Origin of the sequence: Mesorhizobium sp. Pch-S, from assembly GCF_004136315.1 — a bacterium.
Taxonomy (GTDB): Bacteria; Pseudomonadota; Alphaproteobacteria; order Rhizobiales; family Rhizobiaceae; genus Mesorhizobium.
The window spans coordinates 2,879,335-2,896,337 of record NZ_CP029562.1; the positions used below are offsets into that span (position 1 = coordinate 2,879,335).

Genomic DNA, 17,003 nt, shown 5'->3' on the forward strand with positions numbered 1-17,003 from the left:
GCCGGTTATTCTCATGATCGGCAAATCTGGCATTGATCTTGGCGGGGCGGATCGTGCTACCGTCGGCAAGCGTTGATTGGCCGACGGAGGAGGAATTTCCATGGCAGAACCGACCGGATGGCGTCACATGTCGAGCGCGCCGAAGGACGGCAGCCGTGTCCTGGTTACGGTGAGGTCATCCGAACAGGGACCCGCGGAAGTCGACGTCGCCTACTGGGCGAGGGCCGACCAGTTCGGCATGGAAGGATGGCGGGCCAACGATTCCTATCCCGGCCATATGATCGAATATGCCGATCCCGAACTGAAATGCTGGATGCCATTGCCGAGCGCCAACGCGAACACAAGTGCGCTGGCAGACATGCCGAGGCCCTGGGAAGGCAGCGAAGAGGAACTGTACGGTTCGGGTATCTAGGCGGTGAACCCATAGACGCGGCATGACCAGCTTTGGGTGGCAAGCGGTCGGATCGCTTCAGGGTTGGCGTTTATGCTGGGCATTGCGACCGATTTTCGCTTGAAAATCAACGACGCCAACGTTGTCGCCAAACCTGGCATTCCGCGATACGACAACTTGAAAAACGCCCTTGACTTAGAGTGCACTCCAACCCGTAGCTTCCTCTGCGTCGTGACGAAAGACGGGCCTGGATGAAGATTGGCGAACTGGCGAAGCGTTCGGGACTTTCTGCCCACACCATCCGTTACTATGAGCGGATCGGGCTGCTTCCCCATGCCGACAGGGATCAATCGGGTCAACGTGACTACGACGCATCGATCCTGACCTGGATAGAATTTCTCGATCGTCTCAAAACGACCGGGATGCCTATTCGGGAAATGCTGCGTTACGCAGCCTTGCGGGAGCGCGGCGTCGACACGGAAGCAGAGCGCGGCGCATTGCTCGAACAGCACCGTGAGCGTGTCCGTGCGCATGTGGCCAAACTGCAAGCCTGCCTTCTCGTCCTCGACACCAAGATTGCCGGATATGCCGGCATGAAACAGAGGATGAAGGACTATGACGCATCAATCCCCGAACGTCAGCGAAAGCCGGCTGGAACGCGGCAAGCGGGCGCTCGCTGAAATCGACGGTGAAGCCGGCCACAAGGTCATTGCCGCTCTGGCCGACATTGCTCCCGACTTCGCGAACTACGTGTTCGAGTTTTCGTTCGGCGACATCTACAGCCGCCCCGGCCTCGACCTGCGCTCCCGCGAAATAGCGACAATCGCGGCACTGACTGCGATGGGAACCGCGACCCCACAGCTGAAAGTCCATATCGAGGCGGGATTGAATGTCGGGCTGACCAGGGATGAAATCATCGAAACCATGATCCAGATGGCGGTTTATGCCGGCTTTCCCGCGGCGCTCAACGGGCTGTTTGCAGCGAAGGAGGTCTTCGCTGCTCGCCAGAAAGAGGAGGCGGCGTGATGAACCGTCTCCATTCCTTGATTTGGCGCCCTCCCACGTCATCGATCATGCTTAATGGATGGTATCTGGATCGCTTCCAGCGCGTAACCACATTTGCTCGATGTAATTATGAAGTACTTTCATAAAGCTGTGACGTTGGTATAGCCTGATACCGGGCTGAGAAATCCAGTACGTATCAAGGCGTTGCAGTATGCGTATTCTTGAAGCTGGTTTGAGCTGTTTCAGGCGCGAGGAACCTTTTTTCCTCTTTTGTTGCCGCTTCATTTCGGCATCGCTGATCGGCATCTTTGCTTTCGCAACCCTGGCGACATCTCCTGCATTGGCCGACGAATGCTCGTCGCTGGCGCGCCAGATTCGCAGCGGCGGCAGTGGAGGCTCCAATCTGCAGCAGGCGCAGCTGCGGCGGCAGCTTGTCGCCATCCAGGCGCTCGAGCGGCGGCGGCAGTGCTCGGGCAAGAGTTCCGGCGGTTTTTTCGACCCTTGTGGTGACCTTGCGCGCATGCGCGCCGATGTGTTGCGGCAGATGGCGGCCGCGAGCGGAGGACGCGACGCATCCGTTCTGCAGGCGCGCTACATCGCGCTTGGCTGCGCGCCGGAGCGACGCGAACGGCAGGCAGCGCGCGATACCGCTTCGGGACCGATGGCGATCGGCAGTGCTGCGATGCTCTATTGCGTGCGGCCCTCGGACGGCTATTTCTTCCCGGCACCGAAATCGCAATTCGCCAGGGATACAGATCTGAAGGACACGACGGATCAGTGCCGCTTCATCTGCGATGATCCAGGCATGGAGGTATTCGCCCTGACCGATCCCAGCCTGGAAACCGATGAGATGATCTCGGTCGCCGAACGCAAACCCTACAAGGATCTCCCGACGGCATTTCGTTATCGCGACGCCGATGCCTTCAAGAGTTGCGACCTGAGACGTTACTACAGCCGGGTCAACGAGATGCGCGCCCGCACGGTAACGCCGGGCAACATGCAAAACGCTGTCATTCCACTGCCGACGGGGAGGCCTGCTGCCGACCCGATGAACGGTGTCATTCCCGCACCGCTGGCACTGGTGGAGGAACCTGTGCCCGCCCGGGCCGTGCGCGTCGTCGGACCGTCCTTCCTGCCGGATCCCTGAAGACACCTGGCGGCTTATGCTGGCAGTCAGCGCAATACAGCCGCTGCATGGCAGTCCCTGTCGTGTGACAATCGAATTGATGGCGGCGATTGACGCCAATGCTTGATGTCGCCGTTATTTCGTCCCACATCGCTGAACATGAGCAGTGAGGCACGAGAGCATGATAGCGGTCTGCTGTGGGGCTTGACCCCATCGCTGATCCTGCATGCGCTGATCATCGCGCTTCTGCTCTACGGTTCGTCGCGGCTTCCCCAACAGCACCCGGACGATGGAGCGGTCAGTGTCGTCATGGTGCCGCCGCCCGAACAGGTGAAGCCACAACCGGTTCCGCCGCCAAAAGAGACCAAGGTCGAAAAACCGCCGGAACCGAAGATCGAAAAACCGGCCGAGCAAAACGTCGAAAAGCCGTCCCCGCCGCCGTCCTCCATCGAAGAGCTGAAGCCTGTTTTCCAGTACGGAGCCAAGGATTCGGGTCCGAGGCGATCCCTGGACGGGAGCAGCGCGCAGGAGAGCTCGGCGTCGCCGACGAAGACGGAGGATCCGGAGCAGCCTGGTGTCGCAAAAGACAGCGAGGCCAAATCCGCTGCCGAGCCGGATCGTCCGAAACAGGAAGACCCGGCAAGCAATCGTGAAGCCGAACAGGATAAAGCGGGGGATGCGAACTCAGCGAAATCTGATCAGCAGGAGCCCCAGGGTGTCGATACACAGGACGCCGTGACCGACGGTTCAAGCGAGGTCGAGCTTCCTCTCGCCGCAGCGGCGCCGCAGCCCAGGCCCGCAAGGGGGCCGAAGCCGGCAAGCGCCGGCACCAGAAGGTCAAGTTCCGCGGATGTGGCGGTCGCCGCGTCGCAAGGATATTCCAGCCTTCCGGGCGTCAGGCGGCTCTATTCACAAGGCGCGACCGGCGATCCGTTCCCGGGGCCTCGATGGACGGCGTGCCGCGTGATCAACGAGCGGGCAAACTTTGCGCAAGCGCTTTGCAGCAACGGCTTCTCGATGAAGGTTACTTCGCCGGATTGCTTCCATACCGCCTGCTCAAGTCGGGCAATGTCCTGGACGTTCCGGACGCCACCTTTCGCACGCGAACGGCCTGGTACAGGGTGAGTTTCAGATGCGAGGTCGACGCCAACGCGACGCGGGTGTTGTCTTTTGTTTCCCGGACCGGAGCTCTTGTTCCGCAGGCTGAATGGGCAGCCCTCGATCGGTCCGCCCGCAAACAGGATTTGTAAAGTGCCAGGGGAATCTGATGGAGACCGCTATGGTTGCAGCGATCACCCGGACGTTTTCGCCTGCCAGGCCTTGAGCGCCTCGTCGAAGACCTTGTCGCCGGGCAAGCCCTTTTCCATGGTGATCAGCGCGCGCCGTCCCGATTTGTAGACGACCGGGATGTCGATCCATTCCTGGTTGCGCAGCAGGGTCAGGTTGGCATCCTGGTCGGCCTTGGTATCGTTCAGCGCGACCAAGAAATAGCCGTCGGCGATCTTGGCCGGAACGCCGATCAGCGGGCTGCCTGCCTCCTGCTCGGACGTCTTCATGGCAATGCGCAGCACGTTGTCGATGCCGCCGCCTTCGAAGCCCTGCGGGGTGAGGAAGATCATCTCGATGATGTGGCTGGCCGGCAGGGTCTGGTCGGCATTGCGGCGGATGGTCATGCGCAGCTGCACGTCCTTGGCCGGCACCGTCACTTCAGCGCGGATCGCCGGTTCGGGAGGCGCGTCGCCGCCCGGCGATTCCTGGACGACGGACCAGACGATGTTGCCAGGCTGGGCCGATCCTTCGGCCGAGCTGGTGCGTTCTTCGTAATAGATCGCCTTCTGGCCGACGGGGATTGCTGCCGGCTGATTGCCTGCTTCCGGCGCCGTGGGAGTCGTTGCGGGAGTTGCCGGCGTTTCCGTGCCGGATGCCGGCGGTTGTCCCTGCGCTGGTTGTGTCTCGGCCGGCGGTGTTGCGGGTGGCGGCGTCGTCAGGGCGACGATGGACGTGCCTTCGCCAACGCTGGTTGTGCCGCCGGCACGACCAGGATCCGTCTCCTTGCCGTCAGGCAGCAGGCGCTGGGTGAGTTTCTGCGACTCGCCATTCTCGGCAGCCGGAGCAGGGGACGGATTGGTGGCTGTGTTCGGCTGAGCCGGTGCCGGTTCGGCGGGTTTAGCCGGTGTCGCCGGCTGCGCAGGCGTGTTGTCGGCGGTCTGCGTCGTGCCGAGGCCGAACATGTCCTTGAAGGCATCCCTGTTCAGCCAGACGCCGTATCCGCCACCGCCCAGAACCGCGAGCGCCACGACTGCGGCGATGACGCGGCTGAACCCACGCTTCTGCTCCGGCTCCTCGATGTCGTCGAAGGTTTCGTCAGCGACATCGTCAATAGACTGATCCCTGAAAACGGAATCCTGGGTCGCCCGTTCGGCTTCACGCCGTGTGTTGGCTTCGAAGGCCTGAGCCAACGGACGCTCCGGAGCCGGCGTGGTCGGCTTGCCGAGGTCGAAAACGGGTTTGGTTTCAGCCTTCGGTTTTGGCCAGACAGGTTCCAGGGCAGGCTTAGAGCCTGCAAGATCCGGCTCCGGTCTGGCAGCCGGAATCGGCTGCGGTTTCGGGTCGGGCTGGCGCGCCTCGGGCAGCGGCCGCTGCCAGGAGGGTGACGCCGGCCGTTCCTCCGCACGGGCGGGCGCCACTGGCGGCGGAGCAGGCGTCGTGGTTTCGGTTTTCGTGGCTGGTCGCGCGTGGCTCTGCTGGGTCCGGTTGCGATCGATCGAGGAGAAGATGTTCTCGAGTTCTGCAAGGGGATCGAGCGGTTGCGCGGTCTTTGTGTAGTCTTTCTCGACCGCGTCGATGGCATCCTCGAGCGCCTTGCGCTGACGATCGGCGACCGCGGCCGGCGGCGGCGGGTTGATCGCTGCGAGTTTGCTCTCGATGGTAGCGCGGGCCTTGTCATAGACCTTGGCGCGTACGTCCGGCGTCGTCTCGCCGAGCCCGTCGAGCGTCTTTTTCAGAACCGCAACGAAATCTGCCATGCTTCAATCGAACCTGTCGTTCGTTTCCAGGACAGGCCCTCGCAAATCAGTGGGCCTGTCAGGTCTTTGACAATTAATCTTCAAACGGATCGGTCACAAGTATGGTGTCGTCCCGCTCGGGGCTGGTGGAGAGGAGTGCTACCGGCGCACCGATCAATTCCTCGATGTAGCGCACGTATTTCACTGCCTGTGCCGGCAATTCGGCCCAACTTCTCGCCCCTGCAGTCGTTTGCGACCATCCCTCCAATGTTTCGTAGATCGGCTTAACCGCAGCTTGTGCCCGCATTGAGGCAGGCAAATAGTCTATCCGCTGGCCGTCGAGCTCATAACCGACGCAGATCTTGATCTCCTTCAGCCCATCCAGAACATCGAGCTTGGTCAGAGCGATGCCGGTGATGCCCGACGTCTTGACCGTCTGGCGCACCAGCACGGCGTCGAACCAGCCACAGCGGCGCGGGCGACCGGTGTTGACCCCGACCTCGCGGCCGACCGTGGCCAGGTGCCGCCCGACCTCGTCGTCCAGTTCGCAGGGGAAAGGCCCTTCGCCGACGCGCGTGGTGTAGGCCTTGGTGATGCCGAGCACATAACCGATCGCGGTCGGGCCGAGGCCGGAACCGGCTGCGGCCTGGCCTGCCACCGTGTTGGAGGACGTGACGAAAGGATAAGTGCCGTGGTCGTTGTCGAGCAGCGCACCCTGCGCGCCTTCGAACAGGATGCGGGCGCCGGTCCGGCGCTTTTCGTCCAGCACGCGCCAGACCTGGTCCATGAACGGCAGGATTTCGGCGGCAACGGAAGTGAGTTCGTCATGGATTGTCTGGGGATCGATCTCGTTCAATCCCATGCCGCGCCGCAGCGCGTTGTGATGGGTGAGCAGACGCTCGATCTTGAGCATCAGCGTTTCCGGCTCGGCGAGGTCGATGAGGCGGATCGACCGGCGTCCCACCTTGTCTTCATAGGCGGGTCCGATGCCGCGGCGGGTGGTGCCGATCTTGAGGCCCGAATTCGCGTCTTCGCGGATTGCGTCGAGTTCGCGATGCAACGACAGAATCAATGGGGCGTTGTCGGCGATGCGCAGGATTTCCGGGGTGATCGTCACGCCCTGGTCGCGCAGCTTCTGCAATTCCGTGATGAAGTGGTGCGGGTCGACCACCACGCCGTTGCCGATGACCGAGAGTTTGCCCTGCACAAGGCCCGATGGCAGCAGCGCCAGTTTGTAGCTGACGCCATCGATGACCAGTGTGTGGCCGGCGTTGTGGCCACCATGGAAGCGCACGACCACATCGGCGCGGTCGGCCAGCCAGTCCACGATCTTGCCTTTGCCTTCGTCGCCCCATTGCGAGCCGACGACCACCACATTGGCCATGTCACTATCCCTTGCTCAACACCAAAAGCGGGCCTCGAAGCCCGCCACGACAGGCCCATATAGCCTCAAGCCCCTCGTTGCGCGACCCTTTCTTTGCCGGAAAAGCCATCCTTTTGTTCTGGCACATGATTTCGATCCGAAAGGCCGCAACGTTTCGGGATCATGCGCCCGGCACAAGATTTTGGCTTTTGGCATCATTTACTTGAGCGCGGTAGCGCCATAGTCGGGGTTTCATCGCCTCGATCCGATCCGGCGGAGACTGCATGCATCGCAAAGCCTATGTTCTGCTTCTTGTCACCACGCTGCTGTGGGGCGGCAACGCCGTGGCTGGAAAACTCGCGGTAGGCCATGTCTCGCCGATGACGCTGGTTTTCTTCCGCTGGGTGATGGCCGTCATCATCCTGCTGCCGATCGGCGGCCGCGCCTTCATCGAGGACTGGCCGATCATCCGGCGCCACCTGATCCTGCTTCTCGTTCTCGGTGCGTGCGGCTTTTCGCTCTTCAATGTGATTTTCTATGCGGCGCTGAACTACACCACCGCCATCAATGTTTCGATCGAGCAGGCCAGCATGCCGATCCTGATCATCGTCGCGAATTTCCTGTTCTTCCGCCTCAGGATAGGCTGGCTGCAGGCACTTGGCGTCTTGCTCACCATTGTCGGTGTCGTTCTTACCGCCAGCCATGGTGATCCGTCCCAACTCCTGAAACTCAACCTGAACTTCGGCGATGCGATCATGCTCGTCGCCGTCGTGCTCTACAGCGGCTATTCGGTCGGCCTGCGGCTGAAACCTGCCCTGCAGTGGCAGAGCCTGATGTTGGCCTTGTCGATCGCCGCACTCGTGGTCTCGGTGCCGTTCTTCGTCTGGGAAGTCGCCAGCGGCACGGCGATCTTCCCCGATCCGGCAGGATGGGCAATCACACTCTACACGGCGCTCGGCGCCTCGGTGATCTCGCAGCTTACCTATATTCGCGGCATCGAGCTGATCGGTGCCAACCGAGCCGGGCTTTTCATCAACCTGGTACCGATTTTCGGTACCTTGCTGTCAATCCTGATCCTGGGTGAGGATTTCCACGTCTATCACGCCATCGCCCTGGCATTGGTTTTCGGCGGTATCTGGCTGGCCGAGCATGGCAGCCGTCGCTCGGCTGCCTGAACGGCGTCGGCAGCTTCGGGGCCATCGGCTGCTTGTCCTTTGCACGATATGGCCTAGGGTGATCCGTGAAGACCCGGCAAGGGAAGCTGGACATGCTGGAGGGGACGGGAGATCGAGTCGGGGCACTAATGGCGAAACCGGCCCTTTTTCTTCGTGGCCTGCAAGGCTGGAGCAGTCGTGACTTGGGCGGCGACCTGTTCGCGGGCCTGACGCTCGCGGCAATTGCCATTCCCGAGCAGATTGCAACGGCTCGCCTGGGCGATTTCTCACCGGAAACTGGTTTTTTTGCCTTCATCGCGGCCGTGCTTGCCTTTGCGCTGTTTGGTGCCAGCCGGCATCTGTCGGTGGGCGCCGATTCCACCATCACGCCGATCCTCGCCGGCGGACTTGCGCTGATCGCGACGTCTGGTTCGCCTCACTATGTGGCGATGGCCGCGCTGCTTGCGCTGATGGTGGGTGCGATCGTGCTGGTCGGTGGATTGCTCAGGCTGGGTTGGATCGCGGATCTCCTGTCCGTGCCGGTGATGGCCGGTTTTCTTGCCGGCATCGCCATACACATCCTGGTATCGCAATTGCCCGAGCTGCTCGGCCTGCCCTCGGGAAGCGGCAATGTTTTTCAGCGTCTCGCGGCAGTCAGGGCAGACCTCGGCCAGGTCAATCTCTGGAGCCTGGCGCTCGGTGTCGCGGTGTTCGCGATTGTCATGGCATGTGAGCGGCTCAGCGCGCGCATCCCAGGCGCGCTGATCGCGCTGGCACTGGCCACGCTGGCTGTGACCACCTTCGACATGACGGGTCGTGGCGTCGCGGTATTGGGTAGCTTGCCGGCCGGTCTGCCGGGGCTTGGCCTGCCGCAGGTAACCTTCGACGACATGCGTACGCTGGTTCCGCTGGCGCTGCTGGTGGCGATCATCGTCATGGTGCAGACGGCTGCCACGACGCGGTCTTTCGCCGGCGATTCCGGCAGGCCTGCCGATGTGAACCGCGATTTCGTCGGTGTCGGCGCGGCAAGCCTGCTGTCCGGACTGGCGGGCGCTTTCCCGTGAATGCCAGTCCGCCCCGCACGGCCATCGTCAGCGAGACCGGCGGGCGCTCGCAGCTCTCCTGTCTGATCGCAGCGGCAGTCGTGCTCTTGCTGGTGCTGTTCGGGAAAGGCCTGCTGGCAAACGTACCGCAGGCGGCGCTTGCCGGCATCCTGTTTTTCGTTGCGATGCGTATCCTGCGCTGGCAGACGTTGTTCGGCACGTTTCGCCAGGCGCCGCTGGAATTCGTGCTGATCATCATCACAGCGATTGCCATCATCGCCCTTCCGATCGAGGTCGGGGTGGCGATCGGCATCGGACTTTCCTTGCTGCACGGCCTTTGGGGCATGACCCAGGCGACCGCGATCGAGTTCGAGAAAGTTCCCGGCACGTCGATCTGGTGGCCGCCGGGAGCCGAGCCAACAGGCGAGCGTGTTCCCGGCGTGCTGGTGGTCGCCTTCCAGGCTCCGCTTTCCTTCGTCAACGCCGAGAGGTTCGCTGAGGATTTCCGGGCCATGATCGACGCCCGTGCCCCGAAACATGTCGTCTTTGAAGCCAGCAGCGTCATCGACATCGACTTCACGGCAGCGCAGGCCCTTCGTACGGTGATCGAGCACTGCCGGAAAACCGGCATCTCCTTCCGCATCGCCCGGTTGGAAACGGTGCGGGCACAAAGGGCGCTGGAGCGGTTCGGCATCGTCGGGATGCTGGGGCAGAGTGCCATTTTCCGCAGCGTCGACAATGCCATCGCAGACATCGCCGCTGGCGAGCAGGCCGGGCGTAGGCAGACGCCGTCGCCGTCAACCTAGAGCGTTTCCGTTTTTCGCGGAAACGCGGAAACGCTCTAACTTTTTTGGTCTTTCGCAATTCCGGACGCAAAACCGTTGCACACTTTTCCTGGAATTGCCTTTCGGAAGGATGAGCCATGCCGCGGAACATCGTCCCAGTCCTGCATCCGGTTTCCGTCGCCGATTTGCGTCCGACGCAAATGACCGTCGGCCTGCGTGAGGTCGCGCTCAAACGCAAAGAGCTGCGCGCGTTGCCGGCTGGCAAGAAGGATGATTTTCTCGGGGTGCATTTCATCCCGGCGGTGATCGGACCAAAGCAGCGTCCCTTCGTCGTCGACCATCACCATCTGGCCCGCGCCCTGCACGAAGAGGGCATCGGAAAGGTGCTGATCAGCGTGCTCGCGGACCTGTCACGGCTCAGCAAGGACGAGTTCCTGGTGTTCCTGGACAACCGTGCCTGGATGCATCCTTTCGATGCGTCGGGGCACCGGCATGGTTACGAAGACTTGCCGAAATCAGTCGACAGGCTGGTCGATGATCCGTTTCGCAGTCTGGCCGGCGCGGTGCGACGAGCCGGCGGTTATGCCAAGGACACGACGCCGTTCGCGGAATTCCTTTGGGCGGATTTTTTCCGGCGGCGTGTTGATGCCGGCCAACTCGCCGACAATTTCGAAAGGGCGGCCAGGAAGGCCACTGCGCTGGCGCGGGATAAATCCGCAAGCCATCTGCCAGGCTGGAGCGGCCCCGACGACTGAGCATTCCGGCGTGACATAGAGCATTTTGCAGCCAGGTGGGATCATTTGGCGTTACAAAATGCAGCGAAAGCAAAACTTAGAGCGTTTCCGTGAAAAACGGAAACGCTCCAGGAATGCCGAAGGTCGCGGCGTTTGCCCCGCGCCCTTCGAAGTCGGTCAATGAAGGCGGTCAGGCAGGACCGACGTCGAACTGCAGCCGCTTGGCCGAATCGATCGTCTCGTGCTCGCGCAACTTGGCCAGAACTTCTTCGGGGAACGGAGCGTCGAGGTAGAGCAACGCGATCGCATCGCCACCCGGCCGATTGCGGCCGAGCTGGAAGTTGGCGATGTTGACGCCGTTCTCGCCGCAGACCGTGCCGAGCAGGCCGATGATGCCGGGCGCATCGGCGTTGGTGGTGTAGAGCATGTGCTGGCCCACCTCCGCGTCGAGGTTGATGCCCTTGATCTGGATGAAGCGCGGCTTGCCGTCGGAAAAGCAGGTGCCGGCGATCGAGCGTGTCATGTGTTCCGTCTTGACCGTCAATTTGATGTAGCCGTCGAAGACGCCTGACTTGTCGCGCTTGACCTCGGCGACGATGATGCCGCGCTCCTTCACCATGATCGGTGCAGACACCATGTTCACATCGGCCACCTGAGGCCGAATCAGACCGGCAAGGGCCGCACTGATCAACGCCTTGGTGTTCATCTGTGCCGTCGAGCCGTCAAACAGGATCTCGACCTCCTTGATCGGGTCTTCGGTGACCTGACCAACGAAGGCGCCGAGCACTTCGGCCAGCTTGACGAAGGGCTTCAGCCGGGGAGCTTCCTCCGCAGTGATCGAAGGCATGTTGATGGCGTTGGTGACGGCACCCTTGACCAGGTAATCCGCCATCTGTTCGGCCACCTGGAGCGCGACGTTCTCCTGCGCTTCCGACGTGGAGGCTCCAAGATGCGGCGTGCAGACGACATTCTCCATGTTGAAGAGCTCGTTCTGCTCCGCCGGCTCGACTTCGAAGACGTCGATGCCGGCACCCGCTACCTTGCCGCTCTTCAGGCCCGCGATCAGGTCCTTCTCGACCACAAGGCCGCCGCGTGCGCAGTTGATGATGCGCACGCCATCCTTCATCCTGGCGATGGCTTCGGCGTTGATGATGTTGCGCGTCTTGTCGGTCAGCGGCGTGTGCAGGGTGATGAAATCGGCACGGGCAAGCAACTCGTCCAGATCCACCTTCTCGACGCCCAGCTCCTCCGCACGCTGTTCGGACAGGAACGGATCGAAAGCAACGACATGCATCTTCAGGCCGACGGCGCGGGTGGCGACGATCGAGCCGATGTTGCCGCAGCCGATCAGCCCGAGCGTCTTGCTGGTGATTTCGACACCCATGAACCGGTTCTTTTCCCATTTGCCGGCGTGGGTCGAGGTATTGGCTTCCGGGATCTGGCGGGCGACCGCGAACATCAGCGCAATGGCATGTTCCGCCGTTGTGATCGAATTGCCGAAGGGGGTGTTCATGACGATGATACCGCGCCGCGATGCGGCGGGAATATCAACGTTGTCGACGCCGATGCCGGCGCGCCCGACGACTTTCAGGTTGGTCGCCGCGGCAATCAGCTTCTCGGTTACCTTGGTCGCGGAACGGATGGCGAGACCGTCATACTGGCCAATGACTTCGAGCAGCTTTTCCTTGTCCTTGCCGAGATCGGGCAGATAGTCGACCTCGACGCCGCGATCCTTGAAGATCTGCACGGCGGTGGTGGAGAGTTTATCGGAAACGAGTACGCGGGGCGCCATTGCTGCCTCCTTGAAGAGTGATTGAATCGTCAGGGAAAGGGCGGCCTCTTTGCTGGAGCATGATGTTTCCCGAAAACCGGTTCCCACTTTTCGGGATCATGCTCTGCGGCCGCCGCTAGTCTGTGTCAGGCAGCAGCCTTGAACGCCGCTTTCTGGTTGGCAAAGGCCCAGTCGAGCCACGCGGTCAGCGCAACCAGATCTGCCGTCTCGACCGTGGCGCCGGCCCAGATGCGAAGTCCGGGAGGAGCATCGCGGTAGTGACCGATGTCGAAGGCAACACCTTGCTTGTCGAGCGCCGAGACGATGCCCTTGGCAAAGGCCGCCTGGCCCTCGGCGTCGAGCGCGATGACATCCGGATCGACGATGGAGAGACAGATCGAGGTGTTCGAACGCGTCCCCGGGACCACGGCCAGATTGTCCAGCCAGGCCGATTTCTGCACAAAAGCGTCGAGTGTCGCGAAATTGGCATCGGCGCGGGCAATCAGCGCATCGAGGCCACCCAGATGCTTCGCCCAGTTCAAGGCATCGAGATAGTCTTCAACGCACAGCATCGAGGGGGTGTTGATCGTCTCGCCCTTGAAGATGCCTTCGATCAGCTTGCCGCCTGAGGTCAGGCGGAAGATCTTGGGCAACGGCCAGGCCGGCTTGTAGGTTTCAAGCCGCTCGACGGCGCGCGGCGACAGGATCAGCATGCCATGTGCGCCTTCGCCACCGAGCGCCTTCTGCCAGGAGAAGGTGACGACGTCGAGCTTGGCGAAATCGAGCCGCTGGGCGAAGGCCGCCGACGTGGCGTCGCAGATGGTCAGCCCCTTGCGGTCGGCGGGAATGAAATCGCCGTTGGGCACGCGCACGCCGGACGTCGTACCATTCCAGGTGAAGACGACGTCGCGGTCGAAATCGATCTTGGTCAGGTCGGGCAGTTCGCCGTAAGGCGCTTCGAGCTTGCGCACGTCTTCGAGCTTCAGCTGCTTGACCACATCGGTGATCCAGCCGGCGCCGAAGCTTTCCCAGGCGACCATGTCGACGCCGCGCTCGCCGAGCAGCGACCAGAGCGCCATTTCGACGGCACCGGTGTCGGAGGCCGGCACGATGCCGATGCGATAGTCGGCGGGGACCTGCAGAATTTCACGGGTGAGGTCGATGGCGTCGGCCAGCTTGACCTTGCCGATCTTGGCGCGGTGCGAGCGACCCAAGGCAGCATTCTTGAGCGCCTCGACCGACCAGCCGGGACGTTTCGCGCAGGGACCTGAGGAGAAATTGGGGTTGGCCGGACGCACGTCCGGCGTGGGGAGAGCAGTCATCGTGGTCTATCCTTCCAGATAGTAAGCCCCTCGGTGGGGAGGGGTGGCCCACGGACGGCGATAGGACTTCAGCCTGCCGACGTCAAGAGCAAAGTTTTTGTCGTTTGCGGGATATTCGCTTCGGGGCAACGGCAAAGCCACAAAAACAAACGGCAGGCCCGCAGCCTGCCGTTTGTTTTTCAGAAGAGTGGAGGTGTCCTACCAGAGATCGTAGCGAACACCGACCTTGAACTGGTGATAGTCGATGCCCTTGTTCAGGACCACGGCGTTGTTGTCGAATGAAACGTAGCGCGCGCTCGGTGCCGATTTGTATTCGTAGCCGAAGTCGAGTTCGACGTTCTTCGAGACCTGATAGGCAAAGCCGGCATTGAGCGAATAGATCAGGCCAAGCTGCTTCTCCGCGTCGGCAGAACCCTCATAGGTCGAAGCGTCGTCGCACCTGAAAGCTGTGGTTGTTGTTACGTTGCCGCCCTGAATCACTGTGGGAGACGGTTCGGTGCAATGGCGATCGCCCGTCGAGCTGCGATACCTGGAGTAGATCAGGCCAAGGCCCCCGCCGATGTAAGGTGTCACTCCGGCAAACGTGCCGAGATCGACGAAGAGGTTGGCGGTGCCATCGAAGGCACTGTTGGTGCCGGCATTCTGCCCCTGGCAATTTTGCGATACGCGCCGGCTGTCGACAAAAACCGAATCTTCCACGCCGGGATTGCGAATAACCGTCGTCGTCGTCTGAGTTCCCTCGCAGCTCGACAGGAAGTCAGTCGAGAATTCGCTTTTCGGCAGGAGGCCGAGGTTGAGCTCGGCGCGCAGGTAATCGGTGAGGTGATAGCCTATGCCGACCGAACCGGAGACCGGATTGGTGCTTGACGAGAAAGCCGCGCTGTTCTCGAAATACTTGTAGGGTTTGTTGAAGTTGTACCCGACGTCGCCGCGCAGATACCATCCCGAACCAACTTCCACCGGTTGATATTCCGGCGCCTGATCAACATAGATCGGCGGATCGTAGTCGGCAGCAAGCGCCGATATTGGCGGCAGAAGCACTGCAGAAGCCAGAGCCAGCGCTATGTGCAATTTGAATTGCATGGATTCAAGCTCCCAAACCCGCGCCGATCACCACGCGATCACGGCCCCGTCTGAGAGCATTCTTAACTATAGTGGTTAAGTCACCGTTAAGGATAACGAACCGTTACCCATTTGATCTTGCTCAGCTTGGCGAACGCTTGAACGTCCTGCCTCAGCGTTCGGTCAGCTTCAGCTCGATACGGCGATTCTTGGATCGTGCATCGTCGGTCTCGGCAGCATCCAGCGGCTGATATTCGCCGAAGCCCGCTGCGACCAGCCGATTTGCCGGAACACCATTGGCGATCAGGAATTTGACCACGGAGGTCGCGCGTGCGGACGACAGTTCCCAATTGTCCTTGAAACGTCCGGTACCCGAAAGCTGCCGATTGTCGGTATGTCCATCGACACGAAGCACCCAGTTGATCTCGGGCGGAATTTCCTTCTGCAGCTCGATGATCGCATCGGCCAGCTTCTTCATCTCGACCTTGCCGGCATCGTTGATTTCTTCGGAGCCGACCGGGAAAAGCACTTCGGACTGGAAAACGAAACGATCGCCAACGATGCGGATGTTTTCGCGGTCGGAAAGAATCTCACGCAGGCGGCCGAAGAAATCCGAACGGTAGCGGTTCAACTCCTGCACGCGCTGGGCGAGCGCGACGTTGAGGCGACGACCGAGATCGGCGATCTTTGTGTTGGATTCGCGGTCTCGTGTTTCGGACGCGTTCAGCGCATCCTCAAGGGCGGCTATCTGCTTGCGCAATGCCGAAATCTGCTGGTTGAGCAGCTCGACCTGGCTCAATGCACGCTGGCTGACCTGGCGTTCGGTGTCCAGTTCTCCCTCCAGCTTGGTCGCACGCTGGCTGGCGGCATTGCCTGCACCTGAGCCGGCGTCCAGCAATTGTTGCAGGCGGCTTTTTTCTGCCTCGACTGCGGAGAGTGAAGCCTGCAGATTGGCCAGCGAATCCTGGGCGTCCTGACTGTTGCTCTTTTCCAGAGCCAGAAGCTGCGTCAGTTCGTTGATCTGTGCGTTGAGCCGGTTGAGCACCACATCCTTGCCCGAAATCTCGCGGCTGAGCAGGAACTGCGCCAGTACGAAGACGGAAAGCAGGAACATGATGGCGAGCAGAAGCGTTGAAAGCGCGTCGACAAAGCCCGGCCAATAGTCGATGTGGCGATAGCTGCGTCGCCCTCTAGCGAGCGCCATTTAGTTGGGCTCCCGGCTTTTCAGGGCCGCAGCGATCTTTTCCAATGTGGCGCGCATCGCCTTCTGCTCGTCGGATTGCGCTTCCACCCAGTCGCGCATGATCTGCTGTTCCGAGCGCATGTTCTTGACCAGACCGGAAATGCCATCGGCCAGATTGGCCATGGCGGTCGCGACCCGCGGGCTGGAACTGTCGCTCTCGCTCATATGACGCAGGCGCTCCGAAAGGGCACGCAATTCGTCAGAGGAGTCCGAACGCGTTGCTTCGCTGGTGCCGACGTCTGAAGAAAGGTCGGTGACCGTCGACAGCCAGTTCTCAAGCTCGGTGTAGAAGCGGTTCTGCGCACGGCCGGCCTGCAGGTCGAGGAAACCAAGCACAAGTGAACCGGAAAGGCCGAACAGCGAGGACGAAAAAGCCGTGCCCATGCCGGACAAGGGAGCTGACAGGCCCTGCTTCAACGCATCGAGCACGGCTGCTGCGTCGCCCGAGCCGGGATCGAGCGACTGGATCGTCTCGCTGATCGAACCGATCGTATGCAGCAGGCCCCAGAAGGTGCCGAGCAGGCCGAGAAAAACCAGCAATCCGACCAGATAGCGCGAGGTGTCGCGGCTTTCGTCGAGACGGGTGCCGATCGAGTCGAGCATCGTCCGCATGGCGCTGGTCGAAAAAGCGAGCGAGGACGAGCGACCGATCATCGCTTTCATAGGGGCAAGCAGCACCGGCTCGGTGGTTTCGGAACCAGCCCGGAACGAATTCACCCAGCGCACTTCGCGAAACAGCCTGCCAACCTGGACGAATGCCAGCAGGATGCCGACGACAAGCACGCCGACGATCAAGCCGTTGAGGCCGGGATTGGTAACGAAAGCCGTCTGGATCTGACGGGAAAGGACAATGGCGATGAAGGCGACGATGGCCAGAAATATCACCATAGTCAGCACGAAAACCTGCGGGCTGGAAAGCTTGTGCGGATCGTAGCTCAGCACATCCGAACCCCGGCCAGCAGTCATGGATTTGAGAAAGGTCATTCCTGCCCCGTTTGC

At 61.4% G+C, this 17,003-nt stretch carries 17 protein-coding genes and 1 pseudogene; 10 read left to right on the forward strand and 8 right to left on the reverse strand.

Translation table 11 applies throughout. The annotated features are described in order from the left end of the window. The first annotated feature begins 100 nt into the window (after window positions 1–100). The 3 genes from C1M53_RS13380 to C1M53_RS13390 all read left to right on the forward strand — a co-directional run bounded on the left by C1M53_RS13380 (window position 101) and on the right by C1M53_RS13390 (window position 1,417). A complete protein-coding gene (locus tag C1M53_RS13380) occupies window positions 101–412 on the forward strand; it encodes a hypothetical protein (protein ID WP_129412689.1) in 312 nt (103 codons plus the stop codon). A 230-nt stretch (window positions 413–642) separates the two neighbouring features. Beyond that, complete coding sequence (locus tag C1M53_RS13385) at window positions 643–1,071, forward strand: MerR family transcriptional regulator (RefSeq protein ID WP_129412690.1); 429 nt, start codon at window positions 643–645, stop codon at window positions 1,069–1,071. Beyond that, window positions 1,007–1,417, forward strand: a complete 411-nt coding sequence (locus C1M53_RS13390; protein ID WP_129412691.1) for a carboxymuconolactone decarboxylase family protein — start codon at window positions 1,007–1,009, stop codon at window positions 1,415–1,417. Before C1M53_RS13385 ends, C1M53_RS13390 begins: the two co-directional genes overlap by 65 nt. 51 nt (window positions 1,418–1,468) lie before the next feature. Here C1M53_RS13390 and C1M53_RS31700 read toward each other — a convergent pair whose 3' ends face one another. Beyond that, window positions 1,469–1,702, reverse strand: coding sequence for a hypothetical protein (locus C1M53_RS31700; protein ID WP_165357997.1), 234 nt, complete (start codon window positions 1,700–1,702; stop codon window positions 1,469–1,471). Between the two features lie 34 nt (window positions 1,703–1,736). Between C1M53_RS31700 and C1M53_RS13395 the strand changes: the two genes are divergently transcribed. From C1M53_RS13395 to C1M53_RS32115, 3 genes are all read left to right on the forward strand, one after another. Then, a complete protein-coding gene (locus tag C1M53_RS13395) occupies window positions 1,737–2,543 on the forward strand; it encodes a DUF2865 domain-containing protein (protein WP_245488542.1) in 807 nt (268 codons plus the stop codon). 138 nt (window positions 2,544–2,681) lie between these two features. After that, a complete protein-coding gene (locus tag C1M53_RS13400; protein WP_245488664.1) occupies window positions 2,682–3,647 on the forward strand; it encodes a hypothetical protein in 966 nt (321 codons plus the stop codon). Next, window positions 3,560–3,772: a DUF930 domain-containing protein gene (locus C1M53_RS32115; RefSeq protein ID WP_245488596.1), complete on the forward strand. Its 213-nt coding sequence runs from the start codon at window positions 3,560–3,562 to the stop codon at window positions 3,770–3,772. Before C1M53_RS13400 ends, C1M53_RS32115 begins: the two co-directional genes overlap by 88 nt. A 42-nt stretch (window positions 3,773–3,814) precedes the next feature. Here C1M53_RS32115 and C1M53_RS13405 read toward each other — a convergent pair whose 3' ends face one another. Then, complete coding sequence (locus C1M53_RS13405; protein ID WP_129412693.1) at window positions 3,815–5,548, reverse strand: hypothetical protein; 1,734 nt, start codon at window positions 5,546–5,548, stop codon at window positions 3,815–3,817. A gap of 73 nt (window positions 5,549–5,621) precedes the next feature. Beyond that, on the reverse strand, window positions 5,622–6,911 hold the full coding sequence (locus C1M53_RS13410) for an adenylosuccinate synthase (RefSeq protein WP_129412694.1): 1,290 nt from the start codon (window positions 6,909–6,911) through the stop codon (window positions 5,622–5,624). A gap of 263 nt (window positions 6,912–7,174) precedes the next feature. On the opposite strand from C1M53_RS13410, the gene C1M53_RS13415 reads away from it, so the two are divergent. From C1M53_RS13415 to C1M53_RS13425, 4 genes and pseudogenes are all read left to right on the forward strand, one after another. Beyond that, window positions 7,175–8,065: a DMT family transporter gene (locus C1M53_RS13415; protein ID WP_129412695.1), complete on the forward strand. Its 891-nt coding sequence runs from the start codon at window positions 7,175–7,177 to the stop codon at window positions 8,063–8,065. Window positions 8,066–8,193: 128 nt separating this feature from the next. Next, window positions 8,194–9,290: pseudogene (locus C1M53_RS32505) on the forward strand (solute carrier family 23 protein); the annotation flags it as partial. Window positions 9,291–9,431: 141 nt separating this feature from the next. Beyond that, complete coding sequence (locus C1M53_RS32510; RefSeq protein ID WP_348630053.1) at window positions 9,432–9,893, forward strand: sodium-independent anion transporter; 462 nt, start codon at window positions 9,432–9,434, stop codon at window positions 9,891–9,893. 116 nt (window positions 9,894–10,009) lie between these two features. Continuing rightward, window positions 10,010–10,627 (forward strand): ParB-like protein, encoded by a 618-nt coding sequence (locus C1M53_RS13425; RefSeq protein WP_129412696.1) that lies wholly within the window; start codon window positions 10,010–10,012, stop codon window positions 10,625–10,627. Window positions 10,628–10,796: 169 nt separating this feature from the next. On the opposite strand, the gene serA is transcribed toward C1M53_RS13425, so the two are convergent. The 5 genes from serA to C1M53_RS13450 all read right to left on the reverse strand — a co-directional run bounded on the left by serA (window position 10,797) and on the right by C1M53_RS13450 (window position 16,988). Further along, window positions 10,797–12,398, reverse strand: coding sequence for a phosphoglycerate dehydrogenase (serA, locus tag C1M53_RS13430; RefSeq protein WP_129412697.1), 1,602 nt, complete (start codon window positions 12,396–12,398; stop codon window positions 10,797–10,799). A 125-nt stretch (window positions 12,399–12,523) separates the two neighbouring features. After that, window positions 12,524–13,699, reverse strand: a complete 1,176-nt coding sequence (locus C1M53_RS13435; RefSeq protein WP_129412698.1) for a phosphoserine transaminase — start codon at window positions 13,697–13,699, stop codon at window positions 12,524–12,526. 198 nt (window positions 13,700–13,897) lie between these two features. Further along, a complete protein-coding gene (locus C1M53_RS13440; RefSeq protein ID WP_129412699.1) occupies window positions 13,898–14,782 on the reverse strand; it encodes an outer membrane beta-barrel protein in 885 nt (294 codons plus the stop codon). Between the two features lie 151 nt (window positions 14,783–14,933). Beyond that, a complete protein-coding gene (locus C1M53_RS13445; RefSeq protein WP_129412700.1) occupies window positions 14,934–15,965 on the reverse strand; it encodes a peptidoglycan -binding protein in 1,032 nt (343 codons plus the stop codon). Then, window positions 15,966–16,988, reverse strand: a complete 1,023-nt coding sequence (locus tag C1M53_RS13450) for a MotA/TolQ/ExbB proton channel family protein (RefSeq protein WP_129412701.1) — start codon at window positions 16,986–16,988, stop codon at window positions 15,966–15,968. Between the last annotated feature and the right edge of the window lie 15 nt (window positions 16,989–17,003).

Coding starts and splice junctions, on each gene's coding strand:
- C1M53_RS13380 (WP_129412689.1), top strand. CDS start 101: ATGGCAGAACCGACCGGATGGCGTCACATGTCGAGCGCGCCGAAGGAC.
- C1M53_RS13385 (WP_129412690.1), top strand. CDS start 643: ATGAAGATTGGCGAACTGGCGAAGCGTTCGGGACTTTCTGCCCACACC.
- C1M53_RS13390 (WP_129412691.1), top strand. CDS start 1,007: ATGACGCATCAATCCCCGAACGTCAGCGAAAGCCGGCTGGAACGCGGC.
- C1M53_RS31700 (WP_165357997.1), bottom strand. CDS start 1,702: ATGCCGATCAGCGATGCCGAAATGAAGCGGCAACAAAAGAGGAAAAAA.
- C1M53_RS13400 (WP_245488664.1), top strand. CDS start 2,682: ATGAGCAGTGAGGCACGAGAGCATGATAGCGGTCTGCTGTGGGGCTTG.
- C1M53_RS13405 (WP_129412693.1), bottom strand. CDS start 5,548: ATGGCAGATTTCGTTGCGGTTCTGAAAAAGACGCTCGACGGGCTCGGC.
- C1M53_RS13410 (WP_129412694.1), bottom strand. CDS start 6,911: ATGGCCAATGTGGTGGTCGTCGGCTCGCAATGGGGCGACGAAGGCAAA.
- C1M53_RS13415 (WP_129412695.1), top strand. CDS start 7,175: ATGCATCGCAAAGCCTATGTTCTGCTTCTTGTCACCACGCTGCTGTGG.
- C1M53_RS32510 (WP_348630053.1), top strand. CDS start 9,432: ATGACCCAGGCGACCGCGATCGAGTTCGAGAAAGTTCCCGGCACGTCG.
- C1M53_RS13425 (WP_129412696.1), top strand. CDS start 10,010: ATGCCGCGGAACATCGTCCCAGTCCTGCATCCGGTTTCCGTCGCCGAT.
- serA (WP_129412697.1), bottom strand. CDS start 12,398: ATGGCGCCCCGCGTACTCGTTTCCGATAAACTCTCCACCACCGCCGTG.
- C1M53_RS13435 (WP_129412698.1), bottom strand. CDS start 13,699: ATGACTGCTCTCCCCACGCCGGACGTGCGTCCGGCCAACCCCAATTTC.
- C1M53_RS13440 (WP_129412699.1), bottom strand. CDS start 14,782: ATGCAATTCAAATTGCACATAGCGCTGGCTCTGGCTTCTGCAGTGCTT.
- C1M53_RS13445 (WP_129412700.1), bottom strand. CDS start 15,965: ATGGCGCTCGCTAGAGGGCGACGCAGCTATCGCCACATCGACTATTGG.
- C1M53_RS13450 (WP_129412701.1), bottom strand. CDS start 16,988: ATGACCTTTCTCAAATCCATGACTGCTGGCCGGGGTTCGGATGTGCTG.